The sequence below is a fragment of the Chromobacterium phragmitis genome (assembly GCF_003325475.1).
Taxonomy (GTDB): domain Bacteria; phylum Pseudomonadota; class Gammaproteobacteria; order Burkholderiales; family Chromobacteriaceae; genus Chromobacterium; species Chromobacterium phragmitis.
Genome location: NZ_CP029495.1, coordinates 1,533,307 through 1,559,004 on the forward strand (window position 1 = coordinate 1,533,307; position 25,698 = coordinate 1,559,004).

A 25,698-nucleotide genomic window follows, 5' to 3' on the forward strand; every position below is an offset into this window, starting at 1 on the left:
TTCACTCCAGAATGCGGCGCAGCACCGCCTTGGCGGACAGCTTCGCCATTTCGATGTCGCGGCTCGGCCAGTTCTTGTCGATGTCGCGGACCGTCGCCTCGGCCTTGGCCAGCTTGTCGGCCACGTTGTCCAGCGTGCAGCCCTGCATCGAGTCGGCCAGCGCGCCCAGTTGGCGGCCCATCTGCTGAAACTGCGGAATCAAGGGCTTGATGGTCTCAGCCAGCCGCGAATACGGCTGGATGAACTGATTCAGTTTCTCCACGCCCTGGGCGATGCCGGGCACCGCGGTCTGAACGTCCTGCAGCACGCCCGGCACCCGGGTGAGCGCCGACAAGGGGTCGCGCCGCGCCAGATCCTTCAGCTCGCGCACGTCGTTGACCACCTTGCGCGCCTTGACTGCCATGGTCTTCACCTGGGACAGCGCCTTGCTCAGGCCGGACAAATCCGGCTTGAAGCCGGCGCCGGCCAGCGTCTGCCCCAGCTTGACCTGCGGCAGGCCGCTGACGCTGCCCAGCAGGCCGGGCTTGGGCGCGGGAGCCTGCTGGCCGCGGAATTCGCGCAGCGACAGCTGCGCCTCCACCGCCAGCAGATTGCCGCTGCGGTCGCTCTGGCGGCCGGTGCTGGACAGTTCGGTGATCACGAAATGCCCCTTGTGATCGCCGTTGCCCAACACCAGCGCCAGCGCCTGGTGCGCCTGGCGCGCGGCGTGCAGCCGCTGCAGCTCGGCATCCGGCTGGCAGTAGGCGGCGTGCAGCACCAGATCGATGCGCACCTCATCCAGCCGGTCGCCGACAAACTGCAGCACCGGCTTGCCGCCTATCCGCGCGTGCTCTGCGTAATCGCTGCCGCCGCGCTGCTCCAGGCCGTCGAAATAACTGATCAGGTCGAACTCGATGTCACCCAGTACCGCGTACATCGTTGGCTCCTTTCTTCATGAATGCCTCTCATCGCGCCGCGTAGCTGCGTCGCTGCTTGTCGGCGTCGTAGCGCTTCATCATTCGCTCGAACTCGGCGAAGGACAGCTGCATCGCTTGCTGGACCTGCTGCTTGGTGCCGGCCGGCGACGCGCCGTTGACGGTGATTTGCGGAGAGAAGGTGATGTTGAACACGGAAGGCGCCGCCGCCGGCTTGGCCGCGGTCTTGCTGACCGCCTGCTGGATGCGCTGCAGCTGCTGCGTCTGCTTCTCCTGCGCCTGGGCGCTCGGCGCGGACGCCGGCTTGACCGGCTTCGGCGGCGGACTCGGGGGCATCGTCGGCTTGGGAGGCACGGCCGGCTTTGGGGGCGTCGCAGGCTTTGGGGGAACCGCTGGCGAGGCCGGGACGGCAGGCTTGGCCGTCGGCGCGGCAGACGGTTGAGACCTCAGCTTCTCCACCTCGGCGCCTGCCTTCTTGCCCAGCCATTCGCCGCCATACTGGCCGATGATGCCGCCGACAATGCCGCCGATCGCCGTGCCGACCACCGGCACGATGGAGCCGATGGCGGCGCCGGCCGCCGCGCCGGCCAAAGCGCCGCCCGCTCCGCCTGTGATGCGGGCGTATTCCGCCCGTTTCTGCTGATCGTTAAGCTTGGACTGGTTGACCGAAAAGATTTCCAGCCCCGCCGTCGCCACCGTCAGCGCGACGTTGGCGTGCTTGGCCAGACTGCTGCCCACCTTGAGCAGGGGCGCGGCCTTGTCGAGCCCGCTGGCGGCGACCTGGGCCAGCTTGGCCGGCGCCTTGGTTTCCGACACCATCGCCATCGCGCGGCCCAACAAGCTTGCCTTGCCGGTCGGCAAGCCAGGCAGTTTCGGCTTGAAAGCCGCGGCTTTCAGCGAATTGCCGGCGCGATAGCTGCGGCTGGGCGGGCTCGATGGCTTGGGCGACGGCGGTTTCGGCGCGGTCCGGCCCCTCTCGCCGCGGCTGGCGTAGCCAGGCGGCCTTCTATCGGCTGCCGCATTGCCTTTGCCAACGCCTGGTTGAGCGGGCCGATTCGATGCCGCCGGCCCCTTGTTGCGGGACGAGCCAGTCTTCTTGCCCTTGAGCCAGGCTTTCCTGGCCGGGTCGGAAATAGGCGGTTTCTTGCCCTGCCCCGCGCCGCCCTTGCCAGGCCCGCCCTGTCCTTTGCGGTCCGGCGCGCCGCCCTTCTTGTGCTTGCGCCACTCGTCGCCCGGCCTGCCGGGCAGTTTCGGCCGCCTTCCGCGCCCTCCGCCCTTCTTCTTGTACTTTTTCCAGGTATCGCCTCGCTTGTGACTGCCGCCCTGTTTGCGCTGCCCGCCGGACTTGCCTCCTTTATCTCGTTTCTTGCGCCGATCCCGCTTCCGGCGCTTGTCGTCTTTCTTGTCGTCTTTCTTGTCGTCTTTCTTGTCGTCTTTCTTGTCGTCTTTCTTGTCGTCCTTCTTGTCGTCCTTCTTGTCGTCCTTCTTATCGTCCTTCTTGTCGTCCTTCTTGTCGTCCTTCTTGTCGTCCTTCTTGTCGTCTTTGCGGTCATCGCCCGAGTCGCCGGAACCATCCGACTGGCCGTCCGAGCCTTCGTCGTCGCATTGGCAGGTGCATTTGCACTTGCACTCCTGCATCGCGTCGCCGGGCTTGTCCGACGGCAAATCGCCGCCCGGCTTGCCGCCGCCATCCTCGAACAGGACCTTGACCGCCTCCCACACTTTCTCCAGCGTGCTGCCCTGGGTTTCGACATAGCGGCGCAATACCTGGCCCGCCTTGTCGCCGAACGCCTCCATCGTCTTGCCGAATTCTTCCGCTTTCTTCAGGCCGCCCAGGATCGAATCCACCGAGGGGAGCTTGCCGCCCAGCGCCTGGTTCAGCCGAGCGTGCACCGACTCCAGCGCCTTGCGGCCGACGCCCGAGGACAGGATTGCATGCGCCTTGCCGCTGACATCGGCCAGCGCCTTTCCTGCCTTGCTGATGCCATCGGCAACGCCTATCAACTCTTCCGCCGTTGGCAGCCTCAGCGCGTCCAACGACAGCTTGGGCAGCCGCCACCCTCCTGCGGGGTCGGCGTCGCCGCTTGCGCCGCCATCGCGTTTGCCGCCTTCCTTGCCGCCGCTCTGGCCGGGCTTCGGCCAGCAGTCAGCGGGCATCTGGCGGACGCTCGCGTCCTGCTCGTGCCGCTTTTGATCGATTTGCTCCTGGATCAGCCGCACAGTGGCTTTCAGCCGGATGGAGGTCAGCACCTCGATCCGGCTTTTCTGTTCGATGCGCAGCGTGCCTTGCAAAGCCTGGCCGCGCCGCAAGCTGGCCTGCCAGGCCTCGTGCTGGCGGGTCAGCCGCCCCAACGTGGACTCCAGTTGCCGGTGCTGGCGCTCCAGTCCGGCCAGATCCAGGCCGGCATAAGCCCGGCGGGTGCGTTCGACATGGCCGGCCAGGTCCTTTTGCGCGTCGGACAGGCGCAGGCTGCACTTGCGCAGATCGTCCATCGCCGCGCGGGCGGAGCGGAAAGCGTTGTCGAACACCCCGGACAGCGTCGCGCCCACCTTAAGGCCGATGAAAAACTCGCTTACCATGGTGATTGCCTGTGGTTTTGGGATGAGAAGAAAGAGGGATCGGCCCCGTCCCGGCTGGCGGGAGGCGGCCGATCTGGAAAGGATTCGGGCTGGGCGCGGCAGCGGCCGCGCTAGAAGGCGTCCAGCAGTTGCTGCTGGCGCTCGCTGCGGCGCAGGGCTTCCCGTTCGGCGGCTTCGCACCAGAACCAGTAGTCGTCCATGGCCAGCGCGTCGATTTCCGACGGCGGCAGGCCCAGCACCGTCAACAGAACTTCGTCGAAGGACTTAAGCGTCGGCGGATCCGCCCACCATTTCGCGAAAGCTGTCGGCCAGCGCGCGGCTGTCGGCGATGTCCAGCTGGTCGATGTCTTCCAGCGTCAGGCCGGTCATGCGGGCGAACAGGAAGTCCTCTTGGTCGGCATCGTCGTCGCTGTGGTGGCTGGCGGCCTTCAGATCGGCGCGCTTCAGGCGGGAGATTTCCAGCGTGTCGATGCGTTGGCCGGCGGCGTTGGTGAACGGGTATTTCAGCTTGATCTGCATGATGGCTCCTTGAAGCGGGTTGGGATGCCGTCATTTTCCGGCAGCCCGTATCCGGGGTATGCGAAAGCGCTTTAGGGATTCGCTTTAAAAGCGGCCGGCGGAGCCGGGAGGCGCCCTCCCCGCCAGCCGCGCCCAGTCGCCCGCGGACCAGGTCCGCGGGACAGCCGGGATTAGCCGCCGATGTTCTGGCGGTACAGGTCCAGCATGTCGCTGCCGCCTACGCGGAAGATGTTGGCCATGTAGTCCAGCTCCAGGATGTCCTCGCCGTCCACCACCTGCTTGACGTAGGTAGCGGTGAAGGCGGAGCTGAAGTCGGCGTTTTCATGCTGCTTGAAGGTGCCCAGCGGGTTCTTCTTGAACATCACGGTCAGGAAGGTGACCAGGCTCACCTGCTGCAGGCGGCCTTGCGAACCATAAGTCTCGATGCTGGAGCGGGCTTGCAGCTGCACCGCCTGGAACGGGTTGGCGATGATCTTGGCCACGTCCTTGTACAGCGAGTTCCACTTGATCTCGCCCTCCAGCTTCTCGAAGCCGGCCGGCAGCTCGATCTTGCCGACCATGCCCAGCGCCTTGTGCTCCTGCATGATGGCGGACACGTCCGGCAGCTTGATCTCCTCGGCGCGGCCCAAGAGCGAGTTGCCGTTGATGTAGATGTTGGCGTTGGTGATGCGGTTGATTTCAATCTTGCCGGCCATGATTAATTGCCTCCTTTCAGGCTGAGCAGGTATTCCGAAGTGATCTCGGTTTCAAAGGTCAGGCGTTCCAGCGGCGGGGCCACGGTGTACTTGTAGCTGATCAGCAGGTGGCCGGCGGACAGCTCGGCCTGCGGGTTGCGGGCCGGGTCGAACCAGGCCTTGAAACCCAGCAGCGCGCCGTCGCCGATCAGCTTGCGGCCGTAGCCGTTCACCGATTCCACCAGCGCGTCGATGGTGGCCTGGTTCAGCGGCATGTCGATGAACTGCTGGCTGAAGTAGCGGATCGACTCGTTGATCACGTCGCCGGTGCGGCGCACGTTTTCGAAGTTGCGCATGTGGCTGACGGAGGGCCAGGCCGCGGTGCGGTTGCCCCACAGGCGGAAGCCGGAACCATAGCTGCTGAACACGGTGGTGATGCCCTGCTCGTTGAGCTGGTTCACCTCGCAGTTCGGGTCGTCGATCATCGCCGACAGCTGGCGCTCCACGCCGATCACGCCGGCCAGCTGCTGGTTGGAGCTGGACCACCAGAAGCCCTTGTCGTTGTCCACCTTGGCGCGCAGGCCGGCGGCGCGGGACGACAGCGGCTCGTAACGCAGGCCGCCGTTGCCGTCGGCCACCATCACGTGCGGGTAGCACAGCCGGACGCGGTCGCTGGAAGTGTTGAAGCCGATGGTGCCCGCCGGGCCGCGGCCGGACAGCGCTTGATCAAAGGTGGTGCCAAGCGGCGCGTCGACATAGGCGATGGCGTCCAGCTTGTCGGCCATGGCCGCCATTTCCGCGGCGACGGTGTTTTGGGTGCAGAAGCCCGGGGCGATCAGCAGCTTGGCGAAGAAGCCGAACTTGTTGTAGGTGTCCTGCAGCGCCTTGATGCCGGTGCGGTTGCCGGCGGCGTTGACGGCGCCGATGATGTCGGCGGCGGTCACCTTGGACGGGTCGGCGTAGTCGTAGCCGACGCTCAGACTGGCGCCGGCGGCGATTTTGCCAGTCTTCACGCGGGTGATCTTGCCGTAGGCCGCGTCCAGCGCGTAGTCCTGGCCGACGACGTAGGCGGTGTTGCCGTCGGCGCTCTTGACCACCACGTTGGCCACTGCCGGGTTCTTCAGTCGGACGCTGTCTGTGGCCGGATCCAGGGCGATGCCTTCCTCCTTGGCCGTAGACTTGTGCGTCGCCGGGTCCAGCACGTTGATCACCACCACGGTGCCTACGCCGTGATCGTAGATCGCGGTCAGCGCCTGCGGAATGGTGAAGCCCGGCAGCTGCGGGCCGAAAGCCGCCGCGTCTTTTTCCGACAGGGTCAGCGTGGTGGAGTTGACCGCGCCGGCCGGCGCGGTGCCGATCAGGCCGATCACCGCCGACTTGACGGTGCGCACCGGACGCGGGCCGCGTTCGACTTCGATGGTTTCAACGCCATGCAGATAGTTTGCCGCCATGCTTACTCTCCTTGTTCAGCGGTATGGGAAGGGATGGGCTCGCCTGCGGGCTGGGCGCTCAGATAGCCCAGCGCCACCAGGGTGCGGGTGTAGCTGTGCGCTTCCGGCATTTCCACCTCCTTGCCGGGAAACAGCATGATTTCCTGGCCGTCGCCCAGGGTGACGCCGCTGATCGGACCGGAATACAGATACTTCATGGTTGCTCCTCGTTTGAGACTGCGTTAAGCATGATCACGGACTCCGGGTCGGCCTCCGCCACCTGCAGGGTGTCGGTGGCCAGCGTGATGGCGTAGCGCGCCACGCCGTCGCGATAACCCAGGAAGTTTTCCGACAACAGCCACGCCGGCTGGCAATCCGGCGGCGCGAAGCCCAGGCAGGCGCGCCGTATCGCGTCCAGCGCATCGCAGTCCCCCATCCCGGCGTCGCGCTGGTTCAGCAGCACCGTGATCGTCAGCTGCAGCGTGCGCAGTTGGCCGTAACCGTCATGCAGCGGGCCGAACTGGCTGCCGCGCATGCACAGCAGGGCCACGCCCTGCGGATGCGCCAGCGGATAGTCGTCCTCGGCCCCGGCGAAATACTCGACGGTCAATTGCGGCGCCGCGCCGCGCAGACGCGCCAACAGCGCGTCGACAATCTGGGAAGTGCTTGCCACGACGAAACTCCAGATAGAGAAGGGAAAGAGACGCGCGGGAACCGCGCCCGGATTGCCGGCCAGCGTGCAGCCGCTTGCCGGATGTGGCGAAGAATGCAGGAAGGAGGGGGAGGCTTTCTTGTAGCCGCCGTTACTAAATGCGGCGCTGACATCGCGCTGACACCGGTCTCCGGCCGCCGCGCGCGAGAAATGGAACAATGACAGCCATCAAAACAAGCAAAGAAGCGGGAGCGCGCATGCAGGCACAACTTCGCAGCAAGGGACCGGAACTGCTGGCAGACCTGACCGACCACATCACCGCGGCGCTGCGGCAGCTGGCGAACACCGAAGACAGGCAGGCGGAAAAGATCGCCCAGGAGATCACCCGCCGCATGGCCCAGCACTGGGGCGGCCAAAACGTCTATTTCCCGCTGGGAAAGAGCGGAAAGTCCGCCGAACGCGACCGCCAGATCCTGGCGGACTTCAACGGCTCCAACCATGCCTCGCTGGCGCAAAAACACGGCATCTCGGTGCAATGGGTATACAAGATCATCAAGAATGCCCGCCGCGCGGCCTGAAGCCGTGACCTCTCTCTCCCACGACAGGCTCTGCCGCCGGGCCGATTGACAAAAGCGGGATCGGCCGACACAGTAAGCTCACGCCATCACACCGGCGCAATATCAAAATAAACAAAGAGCATCAGGAGAGATTCATCATGAAAACCCGACACAGTCTGCTGCTGTGCACCTTGGTGGCAGGCGTCGCCGCCTGTAACAAACCCGCCAGCCAGGCGCCTCAACAGGAGCAGGCCGCCGCCGGCGCGACAGTGGTCAAGATCGGCACCGCCAACCCGCTGACCGGTCCCTTCGCCCACTGGGGACGCGACGCCGACAACGGCGTCAAGCTGGCGGTGCAGGAGGCCAATGCCGAAAAATTGACCCTGGACGGCAAGCCGGTCACCTTCGAAGTGGTTTCGGAAGACGACCAGGCCGATCCCAAGGTCGCCACCCAAGTCGCCCAGCGCATGGTGGACGCCAAGGTCGCCGGCATCGTCGGCCACCTGACCTCCGGCGCCGCCATCCCCGCCTCCCGCATCTACGCCGACGCCAGCATCCCGATGATTTCGGGTTCGGTCACCAGCCCATCGTTCACGCAACAGGGCTACCACAACACCTTCCGCCTGATCGCCAACGACCTGCAGCAAGGCCAGGCGCTGGCCAAGTACGCGGTGGACAAACTGGGCGCCAAGCGCGTCGCCATCATCGATGACCGCACCACCTACGGCCAAGGCCTGGCCGATGACTTCGCCAAGTCCGCCGAACAGGCCGGCGCCAAAGTGGTGAAGCGCGAATTCACCACCAACACCGCCACCGACTTCATGGCGGTGCTCACCTCGATCAAGGGCGAGAAGCCGGATCTTCTGTTCTACGGCGGCATGGACGCCCAGGCCGGCCCGATGGTGAAACAGATGGCCAAACTCGGCATCAAAGCCGCCTTCATGGGCGCCGATGGCGTCAACACGCCGGAATTCGCCAAGCTGGGCGGCGACAGCGCCGAAGGCAGCTACGCCTCCAGCGCCGGCGCGCCCAAGGAGAAGCTGCCCGGCTACGGCGAGTTCAGCCAGAAGTACAAACAACAATTCCAGTCCGACATCCAGGCCTATGCGCCGTACACCTACGACGCCGCCAAGGTGCTGATCGCCGCGATGAAGCGCGCCGGCTCGGCCGAACCAGCCAAGTATCTGCCGGAAATCGCCAAGACCGACTACCAGGGCGTCACCGGTCCGGTGAAGTTCGACGCCAAGGGAGACATCCAGAACGCCACCGTTTCGCTGTATCAGCTGAAGCAAGGCAAGTGGGTGGGGTTGTAAGCGTCGCTGCCTGACCGCAATAAAAAAACCCGCCAGGCAACTGGCGGGTTTTTCATGATTCGGCGACATTGCGGGGCCGCAAAGCACAAAGCCCAGCTCGATAGAGCTGGGCTTGTGTATGAGGCGTCTGGCGGTGTCCTACTTTCACATGGCGAATGCCACACTATCATCGGCGCTAAGATGTTTCACGGTCCTGTTCGGGATGGGAAGGCGTGGGACCATCTCGCTATGGCCACCAGACATAAACTGGCACAAACTGAAAGAAGCCTGAACCAGAGATGTTCTCTGATTCTGAATATTCGGTATCTGATCGTGTCGCACACACTCTATCTTCGTCACTTAGCTCTCTAAGTCACTCAAATGATAGGATCAAGCCTCACGAGCAATTAGTATCGGTTAGCTTCACGCCTCACAGCGCTTCCACACCCGACCTATCAACGTCCTGGTCTCGAACGACTCTTCAGGGAGGTCAAGCCTCCAGGGAAGTCTCATCTTCAGGCAAGTTTCCCGCTTAGATGCTTTCAGCGGTTATCTCTTCCGAACTTAGCTACCCGGCAATGCGACTGGCGTCACAACCGGTACACCAGAGGTTCGTCCACTCCGGTCCTCTCGTACTAGGAGCAGCCCCCGTCAAACTTCCAACGCCCACTGCAGATAGGGACCAAACTGTCTCACGACGTTTTGAACCCAGCTCACGTACCACTTTAAATGGCGAACAGCCATACCCTTGGGACCGGCTACAGCCCCAGGATGTGATGAGCCGACATCGAGGTGCCAAACACCGCCGTCGATGTGAACTCTTGGGCGGTATCAGCCTGTTATCCCCGGAGTACCTTTTATCCGTTGAGCGATGGCCCTTCCATTCAGAACCACCGGATCACTATGTCCTGCTTTCGCACCTGCTCGACTTGTCGGTCTCGCAGTTAAGCTACCTTTTGCCATTGCACTATCAGCACGATTTCCGACCGTACCTAGGTAACCTTCGAACTCCTCCGTTACACTTTGGGAGGAGACCGCCCCAGTCAAACTGCCTACCATGCACTGTCCCCAATCCGGATCACGGACCAAGGTTAGAACCTCAAACACACCAGGGTGGTATTTCAAGGACGGCTCCACCAGAACTAGCGTCCTGGCTTCAAAGCCTCCCACCTATCCTACACAAGTCTGTTCAAAGTCCAATGCAAAGCTACAGTAAAGGTTCACGGGGTCTTTCCGTCTAGCAGCGGGGAGATTGCATCTTCACAAACACTTCAACTTCGCTGAGTCTCAGGAGGAGACAGTGTGGCCATCGTTACGCCATTCGTGCGGGTCGGAACTTACCCGACAAGGAATTTCGCTACCTTAGGACCGTTATAGTTACGGCCGCCGTTTACCGGGGCTTCGATCAAGAGCTTGCACCCCATCACTTAACCTTCCGGCACCGGGCAGGCGTCACACCGTATACGTCCACTTTCGTGTTGGCACAGTGCTGTGTTTTTGTTAAACAGTCGCAGCCACCGATTCTCTGCGACCTGTCAAAGCTTCATCCGCAAGGGACTACACCTCAACAGGCATACCTTCTCCCGAAGTTACGGTATCAATTTGCCGAGTTCCTTCTCCTGAGTTCTCTCAAGCGCCTTAGAATTCTCATCCTGCCCACCTGTGTCGGTTTGCGGTACGGTTCTTGTGTAGCTGAAGCTTAGTGGCTTTTCCTGGAAGCGTGGTATCAGTCACTTCAGGTCCGTAGACCCTCGTCATCACTTCTCGGCGTTAAAGAAGAGCGGATTTGCCTACCCTTCACGCCTACCGGCTTAAACAGACTATTCCAACAGTCTGATGACCTAACCTTCTCCGTCCCCACATCGCACTACACAAAAGTACGGGAATTTTAACCCGTTTCCCATCGACTACGCTTTTCAGCCTCGCCTTAGGGGCCGACTCACCCTACGCCGATGAACGTTGCGTAGGAAACCTTGGGCTTTCGGCGAGCGGGCTTTTCACCCGCTTTATCGCTACTCATGTCAGCATTCGCACTTCTGATATCTCCAGCATCCCTTACGAGACACCTTCACAGACCTACAGAACGCTCCCCTACCACGCACAGTAAACTGTGCATCCGCAGCTTCGGTTATCAGTTTGAGCCCCGTTACATCTTCCGCGCAGGACGACTCGACCAGTGAGCTATTACGCTTTCTTTAAATGATGGCTGCTTCTAAGCCAACATCCTGGCTGTCTAGGCCTTCCCACTTCGTTTACCACTTAACTGATCATTTGGGACCTTAGCTGGCGGTCTGGGTTGTTTCCCTCTTGACAATGGACGTTAGCACCCACTGTCTGTCTGCCAAGCTCGCACTTTCCGGTATTCAGAGTTTGCCATGGTTTGGTAAATCGCAATGACCCCCTAGCCATAACAGTGCTTTACCCCCGGAAGTGATACTTGACGCACTACCTAAATAGTTTTCGGGGAGAACCAGCTATCTCCGAGTTTGTTTAGCCTTTCACCCCTATCCACAGCTCATCCCCTAGTTTTGCAACACTAGTGGGTTCGGACCTCCAGTGCGTGTTACCGCACCTTCATCCTGGCCATGGATAGATCACTCGGTTTCGGGTCTACGCCCAGCAACTAAAGCGCCCTATTCGGACTCGGTTTCCCTACGCCTCCCCTATTCGGTTAAGCTTGCTACTGAACGTAAGTCGCTGACCCATTATACAAAAGGTACGCAGTCACGGAACAAGTCCGCTCCCACTGTTTGTATGCATCCGGTTTCAGGTTCTATTTCACTCCCCTCCCGGGGTTCTTTTCGCCTTTCCCTCACGGTACTGGTTCACTATCGGTCGATCATGAGTATTTAGCCTTGGAGGATGGTCCCCCCATCTTCAGACAGGATTTCTCGTGTCCCGCCCTACTTGTCGACTGCCTAGTTCTTGCGATGCGTTTTCGTGTACGGGGCTATCACCCACTATGGCGGTCCTTTCCATGAACCTTCCACTAACGCAACTCATAACACAGTCAGGCTGTTCCGCGTTCGCTCGCCACTACTTACGGAATCTCGGTTGATTTCTTTTCCTTCAGCTACTTAGATGTTTCAGTTCGCTGAGTTCGCCTCCTCTGACCTATGGATTCAGTCAGGGATCTCCTTGCGGAGGGGTTTCCCCATTCGGACATCGCGGGATCAAAGCTCTATTGCCAGCTCCCCCGCGCTTTTCGCAGGCTTACACGTCCTTCATCGCCTATGATCGCCAAGGCATCCACCAGATGCACTTAGTCGCTTGACCCTATCATTTCAGTAACCTAAATTACCGCAACAACAGAGAGTGTTTGTGCGACGACTGCACCGCCCCTTTTGATATGGCGACGCAGCCTTAGATACAATCAAATACCCAAGATGACGATTCATTCAACATGCAGAATTAACTCCATGTCGTTTGTCTCGCCGTCTTTATATATTCGGCTTCTTCAGTTTGTTAAAGATCGGGCGTTTATACAACGCAAACAGAATCCAACTCTTCCGAATTCGATTTTGTTTGCGATGGTGGAGGATGACGGGATCGAACCGACGACCCCCTGCTTGCAAAGCAGGTGCTCTCCCAACTGAGCTAATCCCCCTCTTTTTGGGTGATGCTGCGTTGCTCAGTCGCTCATGTGCATAAGCACATGCCGCTCCTTCGCGCCTTGCCTGACCCAAAAAATACTGGTGGGTCTGGTAGGACTCGAACCTACGACCCCTGCGTTATCAACACAGTGCTCTAACCAGCTGAGCTACAAACCCAGTAGTCGTTTGATACCACATCCTTTTCGATCAAAATCCAGCAGATCCAGGCGAAAGCTGACGACGTGTACATCGAGTACACGAGGAAGCTTTCAACGCAGAGCTGCGCCGATTTTCATCGAAAATGCCCTTAACTTGAATAACCGATAGGCTGTAAGTACTTGGCAATCGCCATTCTCTAGAAAGGAGGTGATCCAGCCGCAGGTTCCCCTACGGCTACCTTGTTACGACTTCACCCCAGTCATGAATCCCACCGTGGTAAGCGGCCTCCTTACGGTTAGCCTACCCACTTCTGGTGAAACTCACTCCCATGGTGTGACGGGCGGTGTGTACAAGACCCGGGAACGTATTCACCGCAGCATGCTGATCTGCGATTACTAGCGATTCCGACTTCACGCACTCGAGTTGCAGAGTGCGATCCGGACTACGATCGGTTTTCTGAGATTAGCTCCACCTCGCGGCTTGGCAACCCTCTGTACCGACCATTGTATGACGTGTGAAGCCCTGCTCATAAGGGCCATGAGGACTTGACGTCATCCCCACCTTCCTCCGGTTTGTCACCGGCAGTCTCATTAGAGTGCCCAACTTAATGATGGCAACTAATGACAAGGGTTGCGCTCGTTGCGGGACTTAACCCAACATCTCACGACACGAGCTGACGACAGCCATGCAGCACCTGTGTTACGGCTCCCTTTCGGGCACCAAGATATCTCTACCAAGTTCCGTACATGTCAAGAGCAGGTAAGGTTTTTCGCGTTGCATCGAATTAATCCACATCATCCACCGCTTGTGCGGGTCCCCGTCAATTCCTTTGAGTTTTAACCTTGCGGCCGTACTCCCCAGGCGGTCAACTTCACGCGTTAGCTACGCTACCAAGGATTCAAACCCCCAACAGCTAGTTGACATCGTTTAGGGCGTGGACTACCAGGGTATCTAATCCTGTTTGCTCCCCACGCTTTCGTGCATGAGCGTCAGTGTCATCCCAGGGGGCTGCCTTCGCCATCGGTATTCCTCCACATCTCTACGCATTTCACTGCTACACGTGGAATTCTACCCCCCTCTGACGCACTCTAGTCGTGCAGTCTCCAATGCCGTTCCCAGGTTGAGCCCGGGGCTTTCACATCAGACTTGCACAACCGCCTGCGCACGCTTTACGCCCAGTAATTCCGATTAACGCTTGCACCCTACGTATTACCGCGGCTGCTGGCACGTAGTTAGCCGGTGCTTATTCTTCAGGTACTGTCATCCCCGCCAGGTATTAACCAGCGGGATTTCCTCCCTGACAAAAGTCCTTTACAACCCGAAGGCCTTCTTCAGACACGCGGCATGGCTGGATCAGGCTTGCGCCCATTGTCCAAAATTCCCCACTGCTGCCTCCCGTAGGAGTCTGGGCCGTGTCTCAGTCCCAGTGTGGCGGATCATCCTCTCAGACCCGCTACTGATCGTCGCCTTGGTGGGCTCTTACCCCACCAACTAGCTAATCAGACATCGGCTGCTCGTATAACGCGAGGTCTTTCGATCCCCCGCTTTCCCCCTCAGGGCGTATGCGGTATTAATCCGGCTTTCGCCGAGCTATCCCCCATTACACGGTACATTCCGATGCATTACTCACCCGTTCGCCACTCGCCACCAGGAGCAAGCTCCCGTGCTGCCGTTCGACTTGCATGTGTAAAGCATGCCGCCAGCGTTCAATCTGAGCCAGGATCAAACTCTTCAGTTCAATCTCAAGCAAATTTTCTGGCACGCAAGTTCAAAGAAATAAACAAGTATCTCTTGTCTCTTGCAGTGCAAGTATTTGGCTTTCACCAAGCACTTACACCTATCGGTTATTCGTTCTGTTAAAGAGCAGTGCTTTCGCTGCCTTCGTCACACCGGAGAACCGTTTCGTTCCCGCTGCTTCGTTCGCTGCGTCAGCTGAGGAGACGAACTATACCTGCGCCCTCACCCTCGGTCAACAGGTTTTTTGAGAAAAATGAGAGTTTTTCTATAAAATTTACATAATATTATGTTTTTAAACATAATTTTTCACTCCAAACTTCAAGAGAACTTAATGAAAGCCACGTGAAATGGGCTTTTTCTGGCAAACGCTTTCCAAGATTTCTTTTGAAATCGCCTAACTTTCCTCAATATTTTCCAAAAAATGGGCGGAATAGCCATTTTTCACTCGCCCGGATGTGACATTGTCATTTCATGTTAGTATCAAATGCCCCACAGCCAGGAGCGCGCCATGAACATTTCCCTTAGACAACGCATGCGCGGGCTGCCCGCCGGCTTCCGCCTGCTGATGCTCAGCGATGCGCTGAGCGGCCTGGCGATGGGCGCCGGCTACGTCAGCATCAGTTGGTGGGTGGTGACCATGGGCGGCGCGCGCGACATGGCCTGGTTCAGCGCGCTGACCGCGCTGGTGATGCTGATCGCCTTGCCGCTGACCGCGCCGCTGGGCGACCGCTTTCCCAAGAACCGGGTGATCGCCGTCGGCATCCTGCTGGCGATGCTGTCCGGACTGGCCCTGGCGGCGATGGCCTGGTGCGGTTTCTACCGTCTGTCCTGGGTGGTGGCCAGCGAATCGATGGCGATGTTCGCCTGGGCCATCGTGCTTCCCTCGATGCTGAGCATCGCCGCAGAACTGGTGCCCGCCAGCCGGCTGACCGACGCCTTGTCGCTGCAAAAAAGTTCACAGTCGGCGGGTAATCTGATCGGCCCGGTGGTGGGCGGCAGCCTGATGGCTTTCATGCCGGCCTGGCTGGCGCTGGGCGCTTACGCTGTCCTGCTGGCCATCGCCGCCGCCGGCGCGCTGCGCATTCAGGTCCCGCCCCGCGATTTGGCCAGCCTGCGCACGGAGGGTTTTCTCGATCAGGTGCGCAGCGGCCTTCGCGTGCGCTGGCGCATTCCGCTGGAGCGCAGCTGGGCTTTATGGGGCCTATTGGTGATGACCGCCTACTTCCCGATGGTGATCACGCTGTTGCCGATCAAACTGCACCAACTGGGTCTGCCCGCAATCTGGCTCGGGGCCTGTGAGGCGGCCGCCAGCGGCGGCCTGCTGGTGGGCTCGCTGTGGCTGACCCACCGCTTGCTGCGGCATTGCAGCCGGCCCCGGGCCCGCGCCTTCGCCATGTGGGGCTTGGCCGCAGTCTTCCTGGTGGTGGCGCTGACCGATCATCCTTATCTCATGCTGGCGATGTTCGCGATCGAAGGCGCGCTGCTGTCCGTCACCATGCTGGTCGGCCAGACCCACCGCACGCTGGCGGTGCCGGAAGCCTACCGGGCGCGGGTATCGGCGATCAACGTGCTGGTGGCCAAGCTGGGCGGCATGCTGGGGCCGGCGCTGGCCGGCATCCTGCTGGCCAGCTGGTCGCTGGACGCGGTCTATTTGTTCTTCGCCCTGTTTCATCTGCTGACCGTGCCGCCCATGCTGCGGCTGCCTGGCGTCAATCGCTTCCTGAGCCTCAGCCACGACGAGGCGAAGGACTGGTACCTGCGCCAGCATCCGGAGGCGTTCGAGCCCGTCTCGCCCGTCGCCGGCAAGCTGAAGCATCCTATATAAAGCAAAACGGCGGCCGTGACGGCCGCCATTTATACACACCTTATTATATAGGCGAGCGTTTCGCCCGATCAGAGCACGTAGCGCGCCAGGTCCTCGCGTTCGGCCACTTCGCCCAGCTTACTGTCCACATAAGCGCCGTCGATCTGGCACGCGCCCGACTTGGCGTCGAAAGCCACTTCCTCCAGCAGCTTCTCCATCACCGTGTACAGACGGCGGGCGCCGATGTTCTCGGTTTTCTCGTTGACCTGCCAGGCGATCTCGGCCAGGCGCTGGATGCCGGATTCCTCGAACGCCAGCTCCACGCCCTCGGTGGCCAGCAGCGCCTGGTATTGGCGCGTCAGGCAGGCGTTGGTGCTGGTCAGGATGGCCTTGAAGTCGTCGACGGACAAGGACGACAGCTCGACGCGGATCGGCAGGCGGCCCTGCAGCTCCGGGATCAGGTCGGACGGCTTGGACAGCTGGAAAGCGCCGGAGGCGATGAACAGGATGTGGTCGGTCTTCACCATGCCGTACTTGGTGGACACCGTGGTGCCCTCCACCAGCGGCAGCAGGTCGCGCTGCACGCCGGCGCGCGATACGTCGGCGCCGCTGTGGCCTTCGCCGCGGCTGGTGACCTTGTCGATCTCGTCGAGGAAGACGATGCCGTTCTGCTCGACATTCTTCAAGGCCTCGGCCTTCAGCTCCTCCTCATTGACCAGCTTGGCGGCTTCTTCGTCTATCAGCTGCTTGAAGGCATCCGCCACTTTCATCTTGGCGGTCTGCTTCTTGCCGGCTCCCATGCCCTGGAACATGCCTTGCAGCTGGCTGGCGAAGTCCTCCATGCCCGGCGGCGCCATCACATTCATCTGCGCTACCGGCGCGGCGATTTCCAGTTCGATCTCTTTATCGTCGAACTTGCCCTCGCGCAGCATCTTGCGGAATTTCTGGCGGGTGGCGCCGTCCTCATGCTTCTCCTCGGCAACCGGCTCCTCGGCGAAGAAGCCCGACGGCTGCTTGCGCGGCTGCGGCAGCAGCACGTCGAGGATGCGCTCCTCGGCGGCGTCCTCGGCGCGCACCCGGTTGCGCTTGATCGCCGCCTCGCGCGTGTCCTTGATCGCCACGTCCATCAGGTCGCGGATGATGGTGTCCACGTCGCGGCCGACATAGCCCACCTCGGTGAACTTGGTGGCTTCCACCTTGATGAAGGGCGCGCCGGACAGCTTGGCCAGGCGGCGGGCGATCTCGGTCTTGCCCACGCCGGTGGGGCCTATCATCAAGATGTTCTTGGGGGTGATCTCGCTGCGCAGCGGCTCGGCCACCTGCTGGCGGCGCCAGCGGTTGCGCAGGGCGATGGCGACGGCGCGCTTGGCCTTGTGCTGGCCGATGATGTGCTGGTCCAGTTCGTGGACGATTTCCTGCGGGGTCATTTGCGTCATGACGTTCTCCGCCCGGCCGCGATGGCCGGGTCTTGCATTCGGGGTCAGGCCTCGTCGTCCGGGCCCAGGGTTTCGATCAGGTGGTTGTGGTTGGTGTAGATGCAGATGTCGCCGGCGATCTCCAGCGATTTCTTCACCACCACTTCCGGCGCGAGGTCGGTGTTCTCGAACAGCGCGCGCGCGGCCGACTGGGCGAAAGCGCCGCCGGAGCCGATGGCGGCGATGCCCTGCTCCGGCTCCAACACATCGCCGTTGCCGGTGATGATCAGGGTGTGGTCCTTGTCGGCGACGATCAGCATCGCTTCCAGCCGGCGCAGCATGCGGTCGGTGCGCCAGTCCTTGGCCAGCTCCACCGCCGACACCAGCAAGTTGCCCTGATGCTTCTGCAGCTTGGCTTCGAAGCGTTCGATCAGGGTGAAGGCGTCGGCGGTGCCGCCGGCGAAGCCCGCCAGCACCTTGCCACCGTGCAGCTTGCGTATCTTGCGCGCCGTGGCCTTGATCACGATATTGCCCAGGGTCACTTGCCCGTCGCCGCCCAGCGCCACGCGCTCGCCGCGACGGACCGAAACGATGGTGGTTCCGTCGAACTGCTGCATATTGGTATTCCAGTGTATGGCGGCCGGCGATGTGCCGACCTTTGTCCGATATATGCAGGCGATCGCCGCGATTGCAAGCAGCTGGGGCGTTTCGATCAAGCCGCGCTAGAAAATGAGAATTGTTTGTATTATCATTTCAGCCATGAAATCCACCCCCATCCTGCAATATTCCGCCCTCGCCGGCGTGCTGGCCGCTCACGCGGCGGCGCTGCTGTGGCTGAATGGCATGGCCGCGCGCGAGCAGGCCGTCACTCCGCCCCAGGTGCTGAGGATGGAGATGGTTTCGCTGGCGCCGGCCGATCAGCCAGCGGCGCAAGCCAAAGCCGCGCCGGCCCAGCCGCAGCCCGCCAAACCGCAGGCCAAGCCCGCGCCCAGCAAGCCCGTCGCCCAGCCCAAGCCTGATCTGCAGCCGGTAAAGGCGCCGGCTGAAACGCCGGTTCCCGCCAAGGCGATCAGCGTGGCGGCGGCGCCGGCCGCGCCGGCCCCCGCGGCGGAAGCGCCGAAAAACGCAGGCGGCAAGCCGGACGGCCGCGACCTGCCGGTGACCGAGCCGCAATCCAGCGGCGGCTACCTGAAGAACCCGGCGCCGCCCTACCCGACGGTCTCGCGCGAGGAAGGCGAGGAAGGCACCGTGCGGCTGCGGGTGCTGGTCAGCGCCCAGGGCGCGCCGCAAGAGGTGTCGGTGCACGACAGCAGCGGCTTCCCGCGGCTGGACCGCGCCGCGCTGGCCGCGGTCAAGCGCTGGCGCTTCATCCCGGCCAAGCGCGGCGGCGAAGCCATCGCCTACCCCTTCATCGTGCCTATCGAATTCTCACTCAAGTCTGCCAATACATGAACGTACTGACCGTATTCCAACAAGGGGACGCCGTGCTGATCGCGGTGTTCATGATCCTGATCCTGATGTCGGTGCTCACCTGGTACCTGATCATCGTGCGCGGCGCGCAAACCCTGTGCCTGCGCCGCGCCAACCGCGAGGCAGAGGGCGCGCTGTGGGGCGCGTCCGACTGGAGCCACGCCGAGGCCGGGCTGCAAACCAGCAAGGGCCAGTTCGCCAATCTGGCGCGCGCCGGCATCGCCGCGCTGAAGCAATACCAGAGCCAGGCCGGCCGCGCGCTGGGCCAGGCCTGCGGCGTGGACGAGTTCCTGACCCGCGCCATCCGCAAAGCGCTGTCGCAGGAGATCGCCCGCCAGGAGTCCGGCCTGACCGTGCTGGCCTCCATCGGCTCCACCGCCCCCTTCGTCGGCCTGTTCGGCACCGTGTGGGGCATCTACCACGCGCTGGTCAACATCGGCCAGGCCGGCCAGATGAGCATAGGCGCGGTCGCCGGCCCGATCGGCGAGGCGCTGGTGGCCACCGCCGCCGGCCTGGCCGCCGCCATCCCGGCGGTGCTGGCTTACAACGCGCTCACCCGCGCCCAGCGCGTGATGTCGCAGGAGCTGGACTACTTCGCCCACGACCTGCACGCCCAGTTGCTGACCCAGTCCGGAGAAGGCCATGGCGTTCGGTAGTTTCAACCAGGGCCCCGCCGCGCCGATGGCCGAGCCCAACACCACGCCGCTGGTGGACGTGATGCTGGTGCTGCTGGTGGTGTTCATCATCACCACGCCGCTGCTGACCAACGCGGTCAAGGTGGACCTGCCGCGCGCCCAGGCCGCCGAGCATCAGGACAAGCCCGAGCAGATCCGCCTGGTGGTGGACGCCGCCGGCAAGCTGTTCTGGAACGACAAGCCGGTGGCCGAGTCCGAGCTGCCCGCCCGCTTCGCCGCCGCCGCCGCCGCCAATCCCGAGGTGGAGCTGCACCTGTCGGCCGACAAGGCCGTCCGCTACGAAACCGTGGCCAAGAGCCTGGCCGCCGCCCAACAGAACGGCGTCGGCAAGATAGGCTTCGTCACCACCGCGCCGTAAGCCCGCTCTTCGGCGCCCATGAGCAGGCCCGGAGACGGGGCCTGCTCATTTTGTTTTTCAGGGCCGGCGCGCCCGCGCGCCGGCCCGCATTCCGTGAAACACCCACAACAAGAGTCGATATGAAGCATCAGCCGCACCCCGCTCCCGCCATCCGTTCCGACAAGCTACCCGCCCGCGTCGCCGCCGGCATGCTGGCCGCCGCGCTGTCTCCCGCGCTGGCCCAGGCCGAAGCCGTCCAGCAACTGGACACCGTCAAAGTGGAGGCCGACCGCCTGCCGGCAGCCTGAAAGCCGAGTCCAGCGACATCGGCAAAACCCGCCAGAAACTGCGCGACATCCCGCAATCCATCACCGTGGTCAGCAAGCAACTGCTGGAGGATCAGGGCGCGGACAGCCTGAAGGATGCGCTGAAAAACGGGGCCGGCCTCACCTTCGCCGCGGGCGAAGGCGGCCGCAGCGGCGACCAGATGGTGTTGCGCGGCTTCGCCACCACCACCGACCTGTTCGTCGACGGCGCGCGCGACATCGGCCAATACAACCGCGACCTGTTCAATACCAAGAAAGTGGAAGTACTGAAAGGCTCCAGCTCCATGCTGTTCGGCCGCGGCTCCACCGGCGGCGTGATCAACCTGGCCGGCAAAAAGCCCTACGCCGGCAACGGCGGCGAGTTCGGCCTCATCCTGGGCACCGACCGCAAGCTGCCCGCCACGGCGAGACAGAGGAACTGGTTCGCCTCACCGCCGGCCACCACAACCTGCTCAGGATGTGGGCCGAACTCTAGCCGGCATCTTCGCCGCGTGGCACCATCGTCCGCACGGCCTCCCATCCATCCCGCCGCGCCCGGCGCGGCGGCCGCAACGGTTTTCACATGACGCCACTTTCCCCCTCCCGACTCGCCCTCGCCGCCGCGCTGCTCTGCGCCGGCCAGGCCCACGCCGCGCTGCAGCCCGCGTCGGAAGCGCCGCTGGCGCGCCGTTCCGACACCGTCTGCCGGCACCATGCCGACAACAGCCTGGACTGCGTGACGGAAAACCAGTTCACGATACTGAAGCCGGCAGGCAAAGACCTGCTGTCGCGCATCGACTTCACCTATCCGGACACCGACAAGCTGGACGTGCTGGACGGCGAGGTGCGCCAGCAGAACGGCCGCGTGGTGAAGCTGGACAAGTCGCAGGTGGAAACCCGCGCCGCGCCCAACCCCTACGCCGGCGTCAGCCGCGACAAGCAAACCTGGATCGCCTTTCCCGAGCTGGCGGTAGGCAGCGTGGTCCGCTACAAGATCCAGCGCCATATCGCCTCGCCGCCGCTGAGCCGCGAGCTGCTGCGCCGGCTGGATTTCGACGCCGAGCCGACGCGCGACGACAGTTTCCGCTTCGAGCTCTCCTCCACCCGGCCGCTGCTGTGGCGCGGCGAGCAGATGGACGATTTCCGCATCGAGCAAAGCGATGGCGGCAAACGCGTCGTGGTTGAGCAAAAAGCCCCGCGCTACCTCAACCTGACCAATGAATGGGACAACAGCGCGCTGCGCAGCTGGCCGCGGCTGAGCATCGCCACCAGCGCGTCGCCGCAGGACCACTTCGGCGTCTACGCCGGGCGCTACAACCAGATCCTGGCCGCCCCGCTGCCGCCGGCCGCCGCCGCCGAGGTGGCCGCCCAGCGCGGCAAACCCGCCGCCGAGCAAGCAGCCGCCTTCATGCGGCACATCAACCGCCATTACCGCTATCTGAACGATCAGCGCCTGGCCGAGCGCGGCCTAGTGCCGTTCACGCTGGCCGAGATCGAACAGCACGGCTACGGCGACTGCAAGGACCTGGCCACCTTGCTGACCGCGATGCTGCGCGCCGCCGGCGTCGAGGCCGAGCCGACGCTGGTGTTCCGCGGCAATTTCGCCGCCGAGCCGCTGCTGCCGGGCCTGGGCACCGTCAATCATATGATCGTGCGGGCGGTGGTGGACGGCAAACCGGAATGGCTGGACCCGACCAACCCCTTCTTCGTCCCCGACCGCATCATGCCGGACTTGCAGGACCGAACCAGCTACCGCATCGGCGGAGACGGCCAGGTGCGCGAGGAACGCATCCCGCCGCAGCCGGCGCGGCAAACCAGCCGCAGCGAACGGGTGGAGACGCTGAGCCGCGACGGCAGCGCGCGGGTCGCCATTCGCGCCGAAGTCTCCGGCTGGCCGCTGGTGCAGCTGGCGATGCAGGACCGCTACCAGGGCGCGGCCAGCACCGACCAGAGCCTGTGCCACGCGGTGAACAAGCAGGCGCGGGAATGCAAGGTGAGCCGCGCGGCCACCGGCTTCCTGCAGCCGGCGCGGTATCCGGTGAAGATGGACAGCGTGGATCTGCGCGCGGTGGAGAAGATCTCTGGCCTCTATCTGTACGACCCCGGCCTGCAGCATGACTGGGATGGTTTCGACAGCTATCTCGCCAACGGCAACCTGGCCGATGTCTACCTGGGCGACGCCGAAATCACCGAACGCGAAGTCACGCTGCGCGGCGCCCGCGCCATCCAGCCGCCGTTCAGCTGCCAGGCCAGCTCGCGCTGGTTCGACCTGTCGCTGCGGCAACAGAAAACCGCGGACGGCATCCGCTACCAGTACCGGCTGACCCGCAAGGCGCGCTGGCTGAGCCACGACGAAATCGCCAGCCCGGAATTCATCCGCTTCAACCGGCAGGCGCGCGCCTGCGCGATCCAGGCGCGTCAGATCATCAAGCTTTGAGTTCCGCCTCCATGCGCAAAGGGCGGCCTCGGCCGTCCTTTGTCATATCCGGCCGGCCAGAATCCTTTAAATTTACACGGATATTCGATAGAAATTGCCGGCAAACCTTGCCCGGCAATGCGCATAGCATGACAATGCCGGATTGGCAGCCATACTACTGACAGCAAGGTCACAGAGAAGCAAACCATGAAACAGACCGCAACAGGCCATGGCGGCGGACGCGAAGTGCAGCTGGCGCCGCACGAATTGATCGTCACCAAGACCGACCCCACCGGCCACATCACCTACGCCAACCGCGTGTTCATGCGCATCGCCGGCTATGCCGAGCACCAGTTGCTGGGCAAGCCGCACAATCTGATCCGCCACCCCGACATGCCGCGCGGCGCCTATCGGCTGATGTGGCAGACGCTGCAAGCCGGCCACGAATTCTTCGCGCTGGTGAAGAACGCCACCATAGACGGCAACTATTACTGGGTGCTGGCCAACGTCACTCCGGACTACGACCTCAGGGGCAAACTGCAGGGCTACTATTCGGTGCGCCGCCCGCCCAGCCGCTCCGCCATCGCCGCCATCGAGCCCATCTACGCCGAAATGCGCAAGATAGAAGCCGCCCACGGCAAGGCCGCCGCGCCGGACGCCTCGCGCGACTGGCTGCTGGCCCTGCTGAAGGAGAAAGGCAGCAGCTACCAGGACTTCATCCTGGCGCTGAACGCCGACGTATTGAAAGCCAAAGGAGTCGCCGGATGAGTTCTCCGCGCAAAACCACCCCCTTCCTGCGTTCGCATCTAGCCTGGGCGCTGGGCGGATTCAATCTGCTGGTCCTGCTATCCATAGTCGACGACTACCTGCTCCCCCCTGTCGCCAGCCATGCGATCGGCCTGTTGCTGATGATCGCCACCGTAGCGCTGTCCTACTGGCTGTGGAAGAAAAGCGGCCACATCTTCCTGCTGCTCAACACCCTGACCCGCCAACTGGGCCTGGCCTGCAGCGGCGAACTGCACCACCGCAGCACCCAGACCCGCGAAATGGGCGAGGTCGGCCAGGTGGCATGGCAGCTCAACGACTTCCTGGACTTGGTGGAAACCTATTTCAAGGAAATCAATACCTGCTTCCAGGAGATCAGCCAGGGCAATTTCAGCCGCCGGCCGCTGAGCCAGGGTCTGCCCGGCATCCTGTCCAGCTCGCTGGAAAGCGTCAACGCCGCCATTCAGTCCATGGCCGACAATGACGGCTTCGTGCGCCGCAACCGGCTGTCCTCGCAACTGGCCGCGCTGAACAATCCCCATCTGCGCCAGGATCTGGCCGGCAGCCAGCGCGATCTCGCCGCCATCAGCCAGGCGATGGACCAGGTGTCCCGCATCACCCGCGACAACGCCGCCGGCGCCCGCGTCAGCCTGGACAGCGCCAACGAGCTGTCCGGCCACCTGGACACCATCGCCGGCAGCGTCAGCAGCATGGATACCGCCAGCCAGATGCTGGCCCAGGAATGGCAGGGCATCGAGAGCTCGCTGGCCGACATCTCCGCCATCGCCGATCAAACCAACCTGCTGGCGCTGAACGCGGCGATCGAAGCCGCCCGCGCCGGCGAGACCGGCCGCGGCTTCGCCGTGGTGGCCGACGAGGTGCGCAAGCTGGCGGAGCGCAGCAAGAGCACCGCCAACCAGGTGCAGGACGTGCTGGATTCGCTGTCCAGCCGCATCGGCGACATGCAGGCGCAGGCCAGCGCCGCCGGCGGCGTGGCCGGCGAGGTGCAATCGTCGGTGGATTCGTTCCGCCAGCGCTTCTCCAGCCTGGCTGAGCAATCCGACCTGGTGCTGCGGCAGGTCAACGCGGTGCAGCAGAAGTCGCAAACCTCGCTGCAGAAAGTGGGGCACGTGATCTACAAGCAAAGCGCCTATCACGCGATCGAGGAGGCCCAGACCGACTCCCCGCCGCTGGAGCTGGAGCCTTGGCTGGAAGGCGACGGCGCGGCGTTGTTCGGCAGCGCCGCGCAGAACCTGCGCCCGTCGTTGTCGCTGCTGCGCCAGCAGGTGGACGCCGCCTTGCGCGCCGCCGGTCAGAACGGCCAGCTGGATGAAGCCGCCATCGTCGCCAGCATGCGGGCGGTGGAACAGGCCAGCGAAAAGCTGCAGGCCTCGCTGGAAGACCTGGCTGGACGCTGATCCGTCCGCCGACAGAAGCTGGGCGCCGCCCGGCTTTTGTTATTCTCCTCCCCTATCCCCGCTCGGCATCCTCGACGACAGCGGCGTCAATGCAGGCTGGGCAGCCGGTAGCGCAGCAGCCAGAAATGCTCGCGGCGCAACACAGCCATCTCGCTGACGCCATACGGCGCCAGCAGGATGCGGAACTCCGCCTCGGACGGAAAGTTCTTCAGCACCCGGTTGTCGCCGCCGTCGTGGCGGGGACGCCGCTGATAGCCGTTGCCGTCGCGGTCGTACTCCACAACCGGGTGCTGCGCGCCCTGCGCCTCGCTATTGTCCAGCAGCATCACCAGCGCGCCAGGCGCCAATGCCCGATGCAGCGCGGCCAGCGCCGGCTCGCGCCGCTGCCGCGGCAAATGGGAGAACCACAAGCCGGCGAAAGCCGCGTCGAACGGCTGAGGCGGGCTGGCCATCTCCTCGATCTCCCCCGCCTCGAACGCCGCGCCGGCCACGCCCGGCCGCTGCCGCGCCAGCGACAGCGCGCCGCGCGACGCGTCCAGCGCCAGATAGCCGCGCGCAGCCGGCGCCAGATACTGGGTCCAGTAACCGCTGCCGCAAGCCAGCTCCAACACCCGGCGGCCAACATATTGCTGCGGCAGCCAGCGCCGCAGCCAGGCCAGGTCCAACGCCCGCTCCGGCTGTTCATACACCGTGTCGTAGAAAGCCACGCGTTCGGCGTAGCCATCGTCTTCCTGATCCATCCCCAAGCCCTCGACCCACTCACCCGAATAGCATACCACGGGCCAGCCTTGCATTTTCACCACATTATTACGTAAATATTTTACGTATATCATTATAAAAATAATATCTGAACAAGCACTCTAGAACTAATCAATAATCCGGCCAGCCAAACCTCGGTCATAAACCACTCTTTCTCATATTGACCACGCCAGCGCTTCGCCCAAAAAAAACCCGCCGGCAAAACCG

Annotated in this window: 22 protein-coding genes, 2 tRNA genes, 3 rRNA genes and 1 pseudogene; 12 read left to right on the plus strand and 16 right to left on the minus strand. The window is 62.8% G+C overall.

Features of this window, described 5'->3' with window-relative positions; translation table 11 throughout:
- Position 1: 1 nt before the first annotated feature.
- The 8 genes from DK842_RS07235 to DK842_RS07265 form a co-directional block, all read right to left on the minus strand.
- Positions 2-916: a phage tail protein gene (locus tag DK842_RS07235; protein ID WP_114060854.1), complete on the minus strand. Its 915-nt coding sequence runs from the start codon at positions 914-916 to the stop codon at positions 2-4.
- Positions 917-944: 28 nt separating this feature from the next.
- On the minus strand, positions 945-3,494 hold the full coding sequence (locus DK842_RS23360; RefSeq protein WP_114060855.1) for a hypothetical protein: 2,550 nt from the start codon (positions 3,492-3,494) through the stop codon (positions 945-947).
- A 110-nt stretch (positions 3,495-3,604) separates the two neighbouring features.
- Positions 3,605-3,739, minus strand: coding sequence for a hypothetical protein (locus DK842_RS24075; protein ID WP_268877696.1), 135 nt, complete (start codon positions 3,737-3,739; stop codon positions 3,605-3,607).
- A gap of 19 nt (positions 3,740-3,758) precedes the next feature.
- Positions 3,759-4,013 carry a phage tail assembly protein gene (locus DK842_RS07245; protein WP_114060856.1) on the minus strand — a complete coding sequence of 85 codons (255 nt, stop codon included), beginning with the start codon at positions 4,011-4,013 and terminating at the stop codon, positions 3,759-3,761.
- A gap of 170 nt (positions 4,014-4,183) precedes the next feature.
- Complete coding sequence (locus DK842_RS07250) at positions 4,184-4,708, minus strand: phage major tail tube protein (RefSeq protein ID WP_114060857.1); 525 nt, start codon at positions 4,706-4,708, stop codon at positions 4,184-4,186.
- A gap of 2 nt (positions 4,709-4,710) precedes the next feature.
- Positions 4,711-6,138: a phage tail sheath subtilisin-like domain-containing protein gene (locus DK842_RS07255; protein ID WP_114060858.1), complete on the minus strand. Its 1,428-nt coding sequence runs from the start codon at positions 6,136-6,138 to the stop codon at positions 4,711-4,713.
- Positions 6,139-6,140: 2 nt separating this feature from the next.
- A complete protein-coding gene (locus DK842_RS07260) occupies positions 6,141-6,335 on the minus strand; it encodes a hypothetical protein (protein WP_114060859.1) in 195 nt (64 codons plus the stop codon).
- Positions 6,332-6,790: a Gp37 family protein gene (locus DK842_RS07265; RefSeq protein ID WP_168194833.1), complete on the minus strand. Its 459-nt coding sequence runs from the start codon at positions 6,788-6,790 to the stop codon at positions 6,332-6,334. Before DK842_RS07265 ends, DK842_RS07260 begins: the two co-directional genes overlap by 4 nt.
- 236 nt (positions 6,791-7,026) lie before the next feature.
- Here DK842_RS07265 and DK842_RS07270 point away from each other — a divergent pair, with 236 nt between their 5' ends.
- Together DK842_RS07270 and DK842_RS07275 are read left to right on the plus strand one after the other, a co-directional pair.
- Complete coding sequence (locus DK842_RS07270) at positions 7,027-7,347, plus strand: Mor transcription activator family protein (RefSeq protein ID WP_114063661.1); 321 nt, start codon at positions 7,027-7,029, stop codon at positions 7,345-7,347.
- 137 nt (positions 7,348-7,484) lie between these two features.
- Positions 7,485-8,639: a branched-chain amino acid ABC transporter substrate-binding protein gene (locus DK842_RS07275; RefSeq protein WP_114060861.1), complete on the plus strand. Its 1,155-nt coding sequence runs from the start codon at positions 7,485-7,487 to the stop codon at positions 8,637-8,639.
- 125 nt (positions 8,640-8,764) lie between these two features.
- On the opposite strand, the gene rrf is transcribed toward DK842_RS07275, so the two are convergent.
- From rrf to DK842_RS07300, 5 genes are all read right to left on the minus strand, one after another.
- A 5S ribosomal RNA gene (gene rrf / locus DK842_RS07280) occupies positions 8,765-8,879 on the minus strand.
- 125 nt (positions 8,880-9,004) lie between these two features.
- Positions 9,005-11,894: ribosomal RNA gene (locus DK842_RS07285) — 23S ribosomal RNA — on the minus strand.
- A gap of 255 nt (positions 11,895-12,149) precedes the next feature.
- Positions 12,150-12,225 (minus strand) — tRNA-Ala (locus tag DK842_RS07290).
- An 86-nt stretch (positions 12,226-12,311) separates the two neighbouring features.
- A tRNA-Ile gene (locus DK842_RS07295) sits at positions 12,312-12,388 on the minus strand.
- Positions 12,389-12,570: 182 nt separating this feature from the next.
- Positions 12,571-14,108 (minus strand): 16S ribosomal RNA (locus DK842_RS07300).
- The 16S, 23S and 5S rRNA genes sit together here with 2 tRNA genes alongside, the layout of an rRNA operon.
- Before the next feature lie 507 nt (positions 14,109-14,615).
- Here DK842_RS07300 and DK842_RS07305 point away from each other — a divergent pair.
- Entirely contained in the window at positions 14,616-15,932 is a 1,317-nt protein-coding gene (locus DK842_RS07305; RefSeq protein WP_168194834.1) for an MFS transporter, read from the plus strand.
- Between the two features lie 68 nt (positions 15,933-16,000).
- On the opposite strand, the gene hslU is transcribed toward DK842_RS07305, so the two are convergent.
- Both hslU and hslV read right to left on the minus strand, forming a co-directional pair.
- The gene (gene hslU / locus DK842_RS07310; RefSeq protein ID WP_114060863.1) at positions 16,001-17,347 is read right to left on the minus strand and encodes an ATP-dependent protease ATPase subunit HslU; all 1,347 of its coding nucleotides are present in this window, start codon (positions 17,345-17,347) and stop codon (positions 16,001-16,003) included.
- A gap of 44 nt (positions 17,348-17,391) precedes the next feature.
- Positions 17,392-17,943, minus strand: a complete 552-nt coding sequence (gene hslV, locus DK842_RS07315) for an ATP-dependent protease subunit HslV (protein WP_011133956.1) — start codon at positions 17,941-17,943, stop codon at positions 17,392-17,394.
- Positions 17,944-18,085: 142 nt separating this feature from the next.
- Between hslV and DK842_RS07320 the strand changes: the two genes are divergently transcribed.
- The 9 genes and pseudogenes from DK842_RS07320 (at position 18,086) to DK842_RS07350 (ending at position 24,732) form a co-directional block, all read left to right on the plus strand.
- The gene (locus DK842_RS07320) at positions 18,086-18,778 is read left to right on the plus strand and encodes an energy transducer TonB (RefSeq protein ID WP_114060864.1); all 693 of its coding nucleotides are present in this window, start codon (positions 18,086-18,088) and stop codon (positions 18,776-18,778) included.
- Positions 18,775-19,452: a MotA/TolQ/ExbB proton channel family protein gene (locus DK842_RS07325; RefSeq protein ID WP_114060865.1), complete on the plus strand. Its 678-nt coding sequence runs from the start codon at positions 18,775-18,777 to the stop codon at positions 19,450-19,452. Before DK842_RS07320 ends, DK842_RS07325 begins: the two co-directional genes overlap by 4 nt.
- A complete protein-coding gene (locus DK842_RS07330; protein ID WP_114060866.1) occupies positions 19,439-19,849 on the plus strand; it encodes an ExbD/TolR family protein in 411 nt (136 codons plus the stop codon). The genes DK842_RS07325 and DK842_RS07330 overlap by 14 nt, the downstream gene beginning before the upstream one ends.
- Positions 19,850-19,968: 119 nt before the next feature.
- Positions 19,969-20,136, plus strand: coding sequence for a hypothetical protein (locus DK842_RS23870; RefSeq protein WP_232538624.1), 168 nt, complete (start codon positions 19,969-19,971; stop codon positions 20,134-20,136).
- A gap of 65 nt (positions 20,137-20,201) precedes the next feature.
- A pseudogene (locus DK842_RS24230) lies at positions 20,202-20,411 on the plus strand (TonB-dependent receptor plug domain-containing protein); the annotation flags it as partial.
- Between the two features lie 161 nt (positions 20,412-20,572).
- Positions 20,573-20,629, plus strand: a complete 57-nt coding sequence (locus DK842_RS24235) for a hypothetical protein (RefSeq protein ID WP_168191966.1) — start codon at positions 20,573-20,575, stop codon at positions 20,627-20,629.
- An 87-nt stretch (positions 20,630-20,716) separates the two neighbouring features.
- Entirely contained in the window at positions 20,717-22,570 is a 1,854-nt protein-coding gene (locus tag DK842_RS07340) for a DUF3857 domain-containing transglutaminase family protein (protein WP_114060867.1), read from the plus strand.
- Positions 22,571-22,756: 186 nt separating this feature from the next.
- The gene (locus DK842_RS07345; RefSeq protein WP_114060868.1) at positions 22,757-23,317 is read left to right on the plus strand and encodes a PAS domain-containing protein; all 561 of its coding nucleotides are present in this window, start codon (positions 22,757-22,759) and stop codon (positions 23,315-23,317) included.
- On the plus strand, positions 23,314-24,732 hold the full coding sequence (locus tag DK842_RS07350) for a methyl-accepting chemotaxis protein (protein ID WP_114060869.1): 1,419 nt from the start codon (positions 23,314-23,316) through the stop codon (positions 24,730-24,732). Before DK842_RS07345 ends, DK842_RS07350 begins: the two co-directional genes overlap by 4 nt.
- A gap of 86 nt (positions 24,733-24,818) precedes the next feature.
- On the opposite strand, the gene DK842_RS07355 is transcribed toward DK842_RS07350, so the two are convergent.
- Complete coding sequence (locus DK842_RS07355; RefSeq protein WP_168194835.1) at positions 24,819-25,526, minus strand: class I SAM-dependent DNA methyltransferase; 708 nt, start codon at positions 25,524-25,526, stop codon at positions 24,819-24,821.
- Positions 25,527-25,698 lie beyond the last annotated feature (172 nt).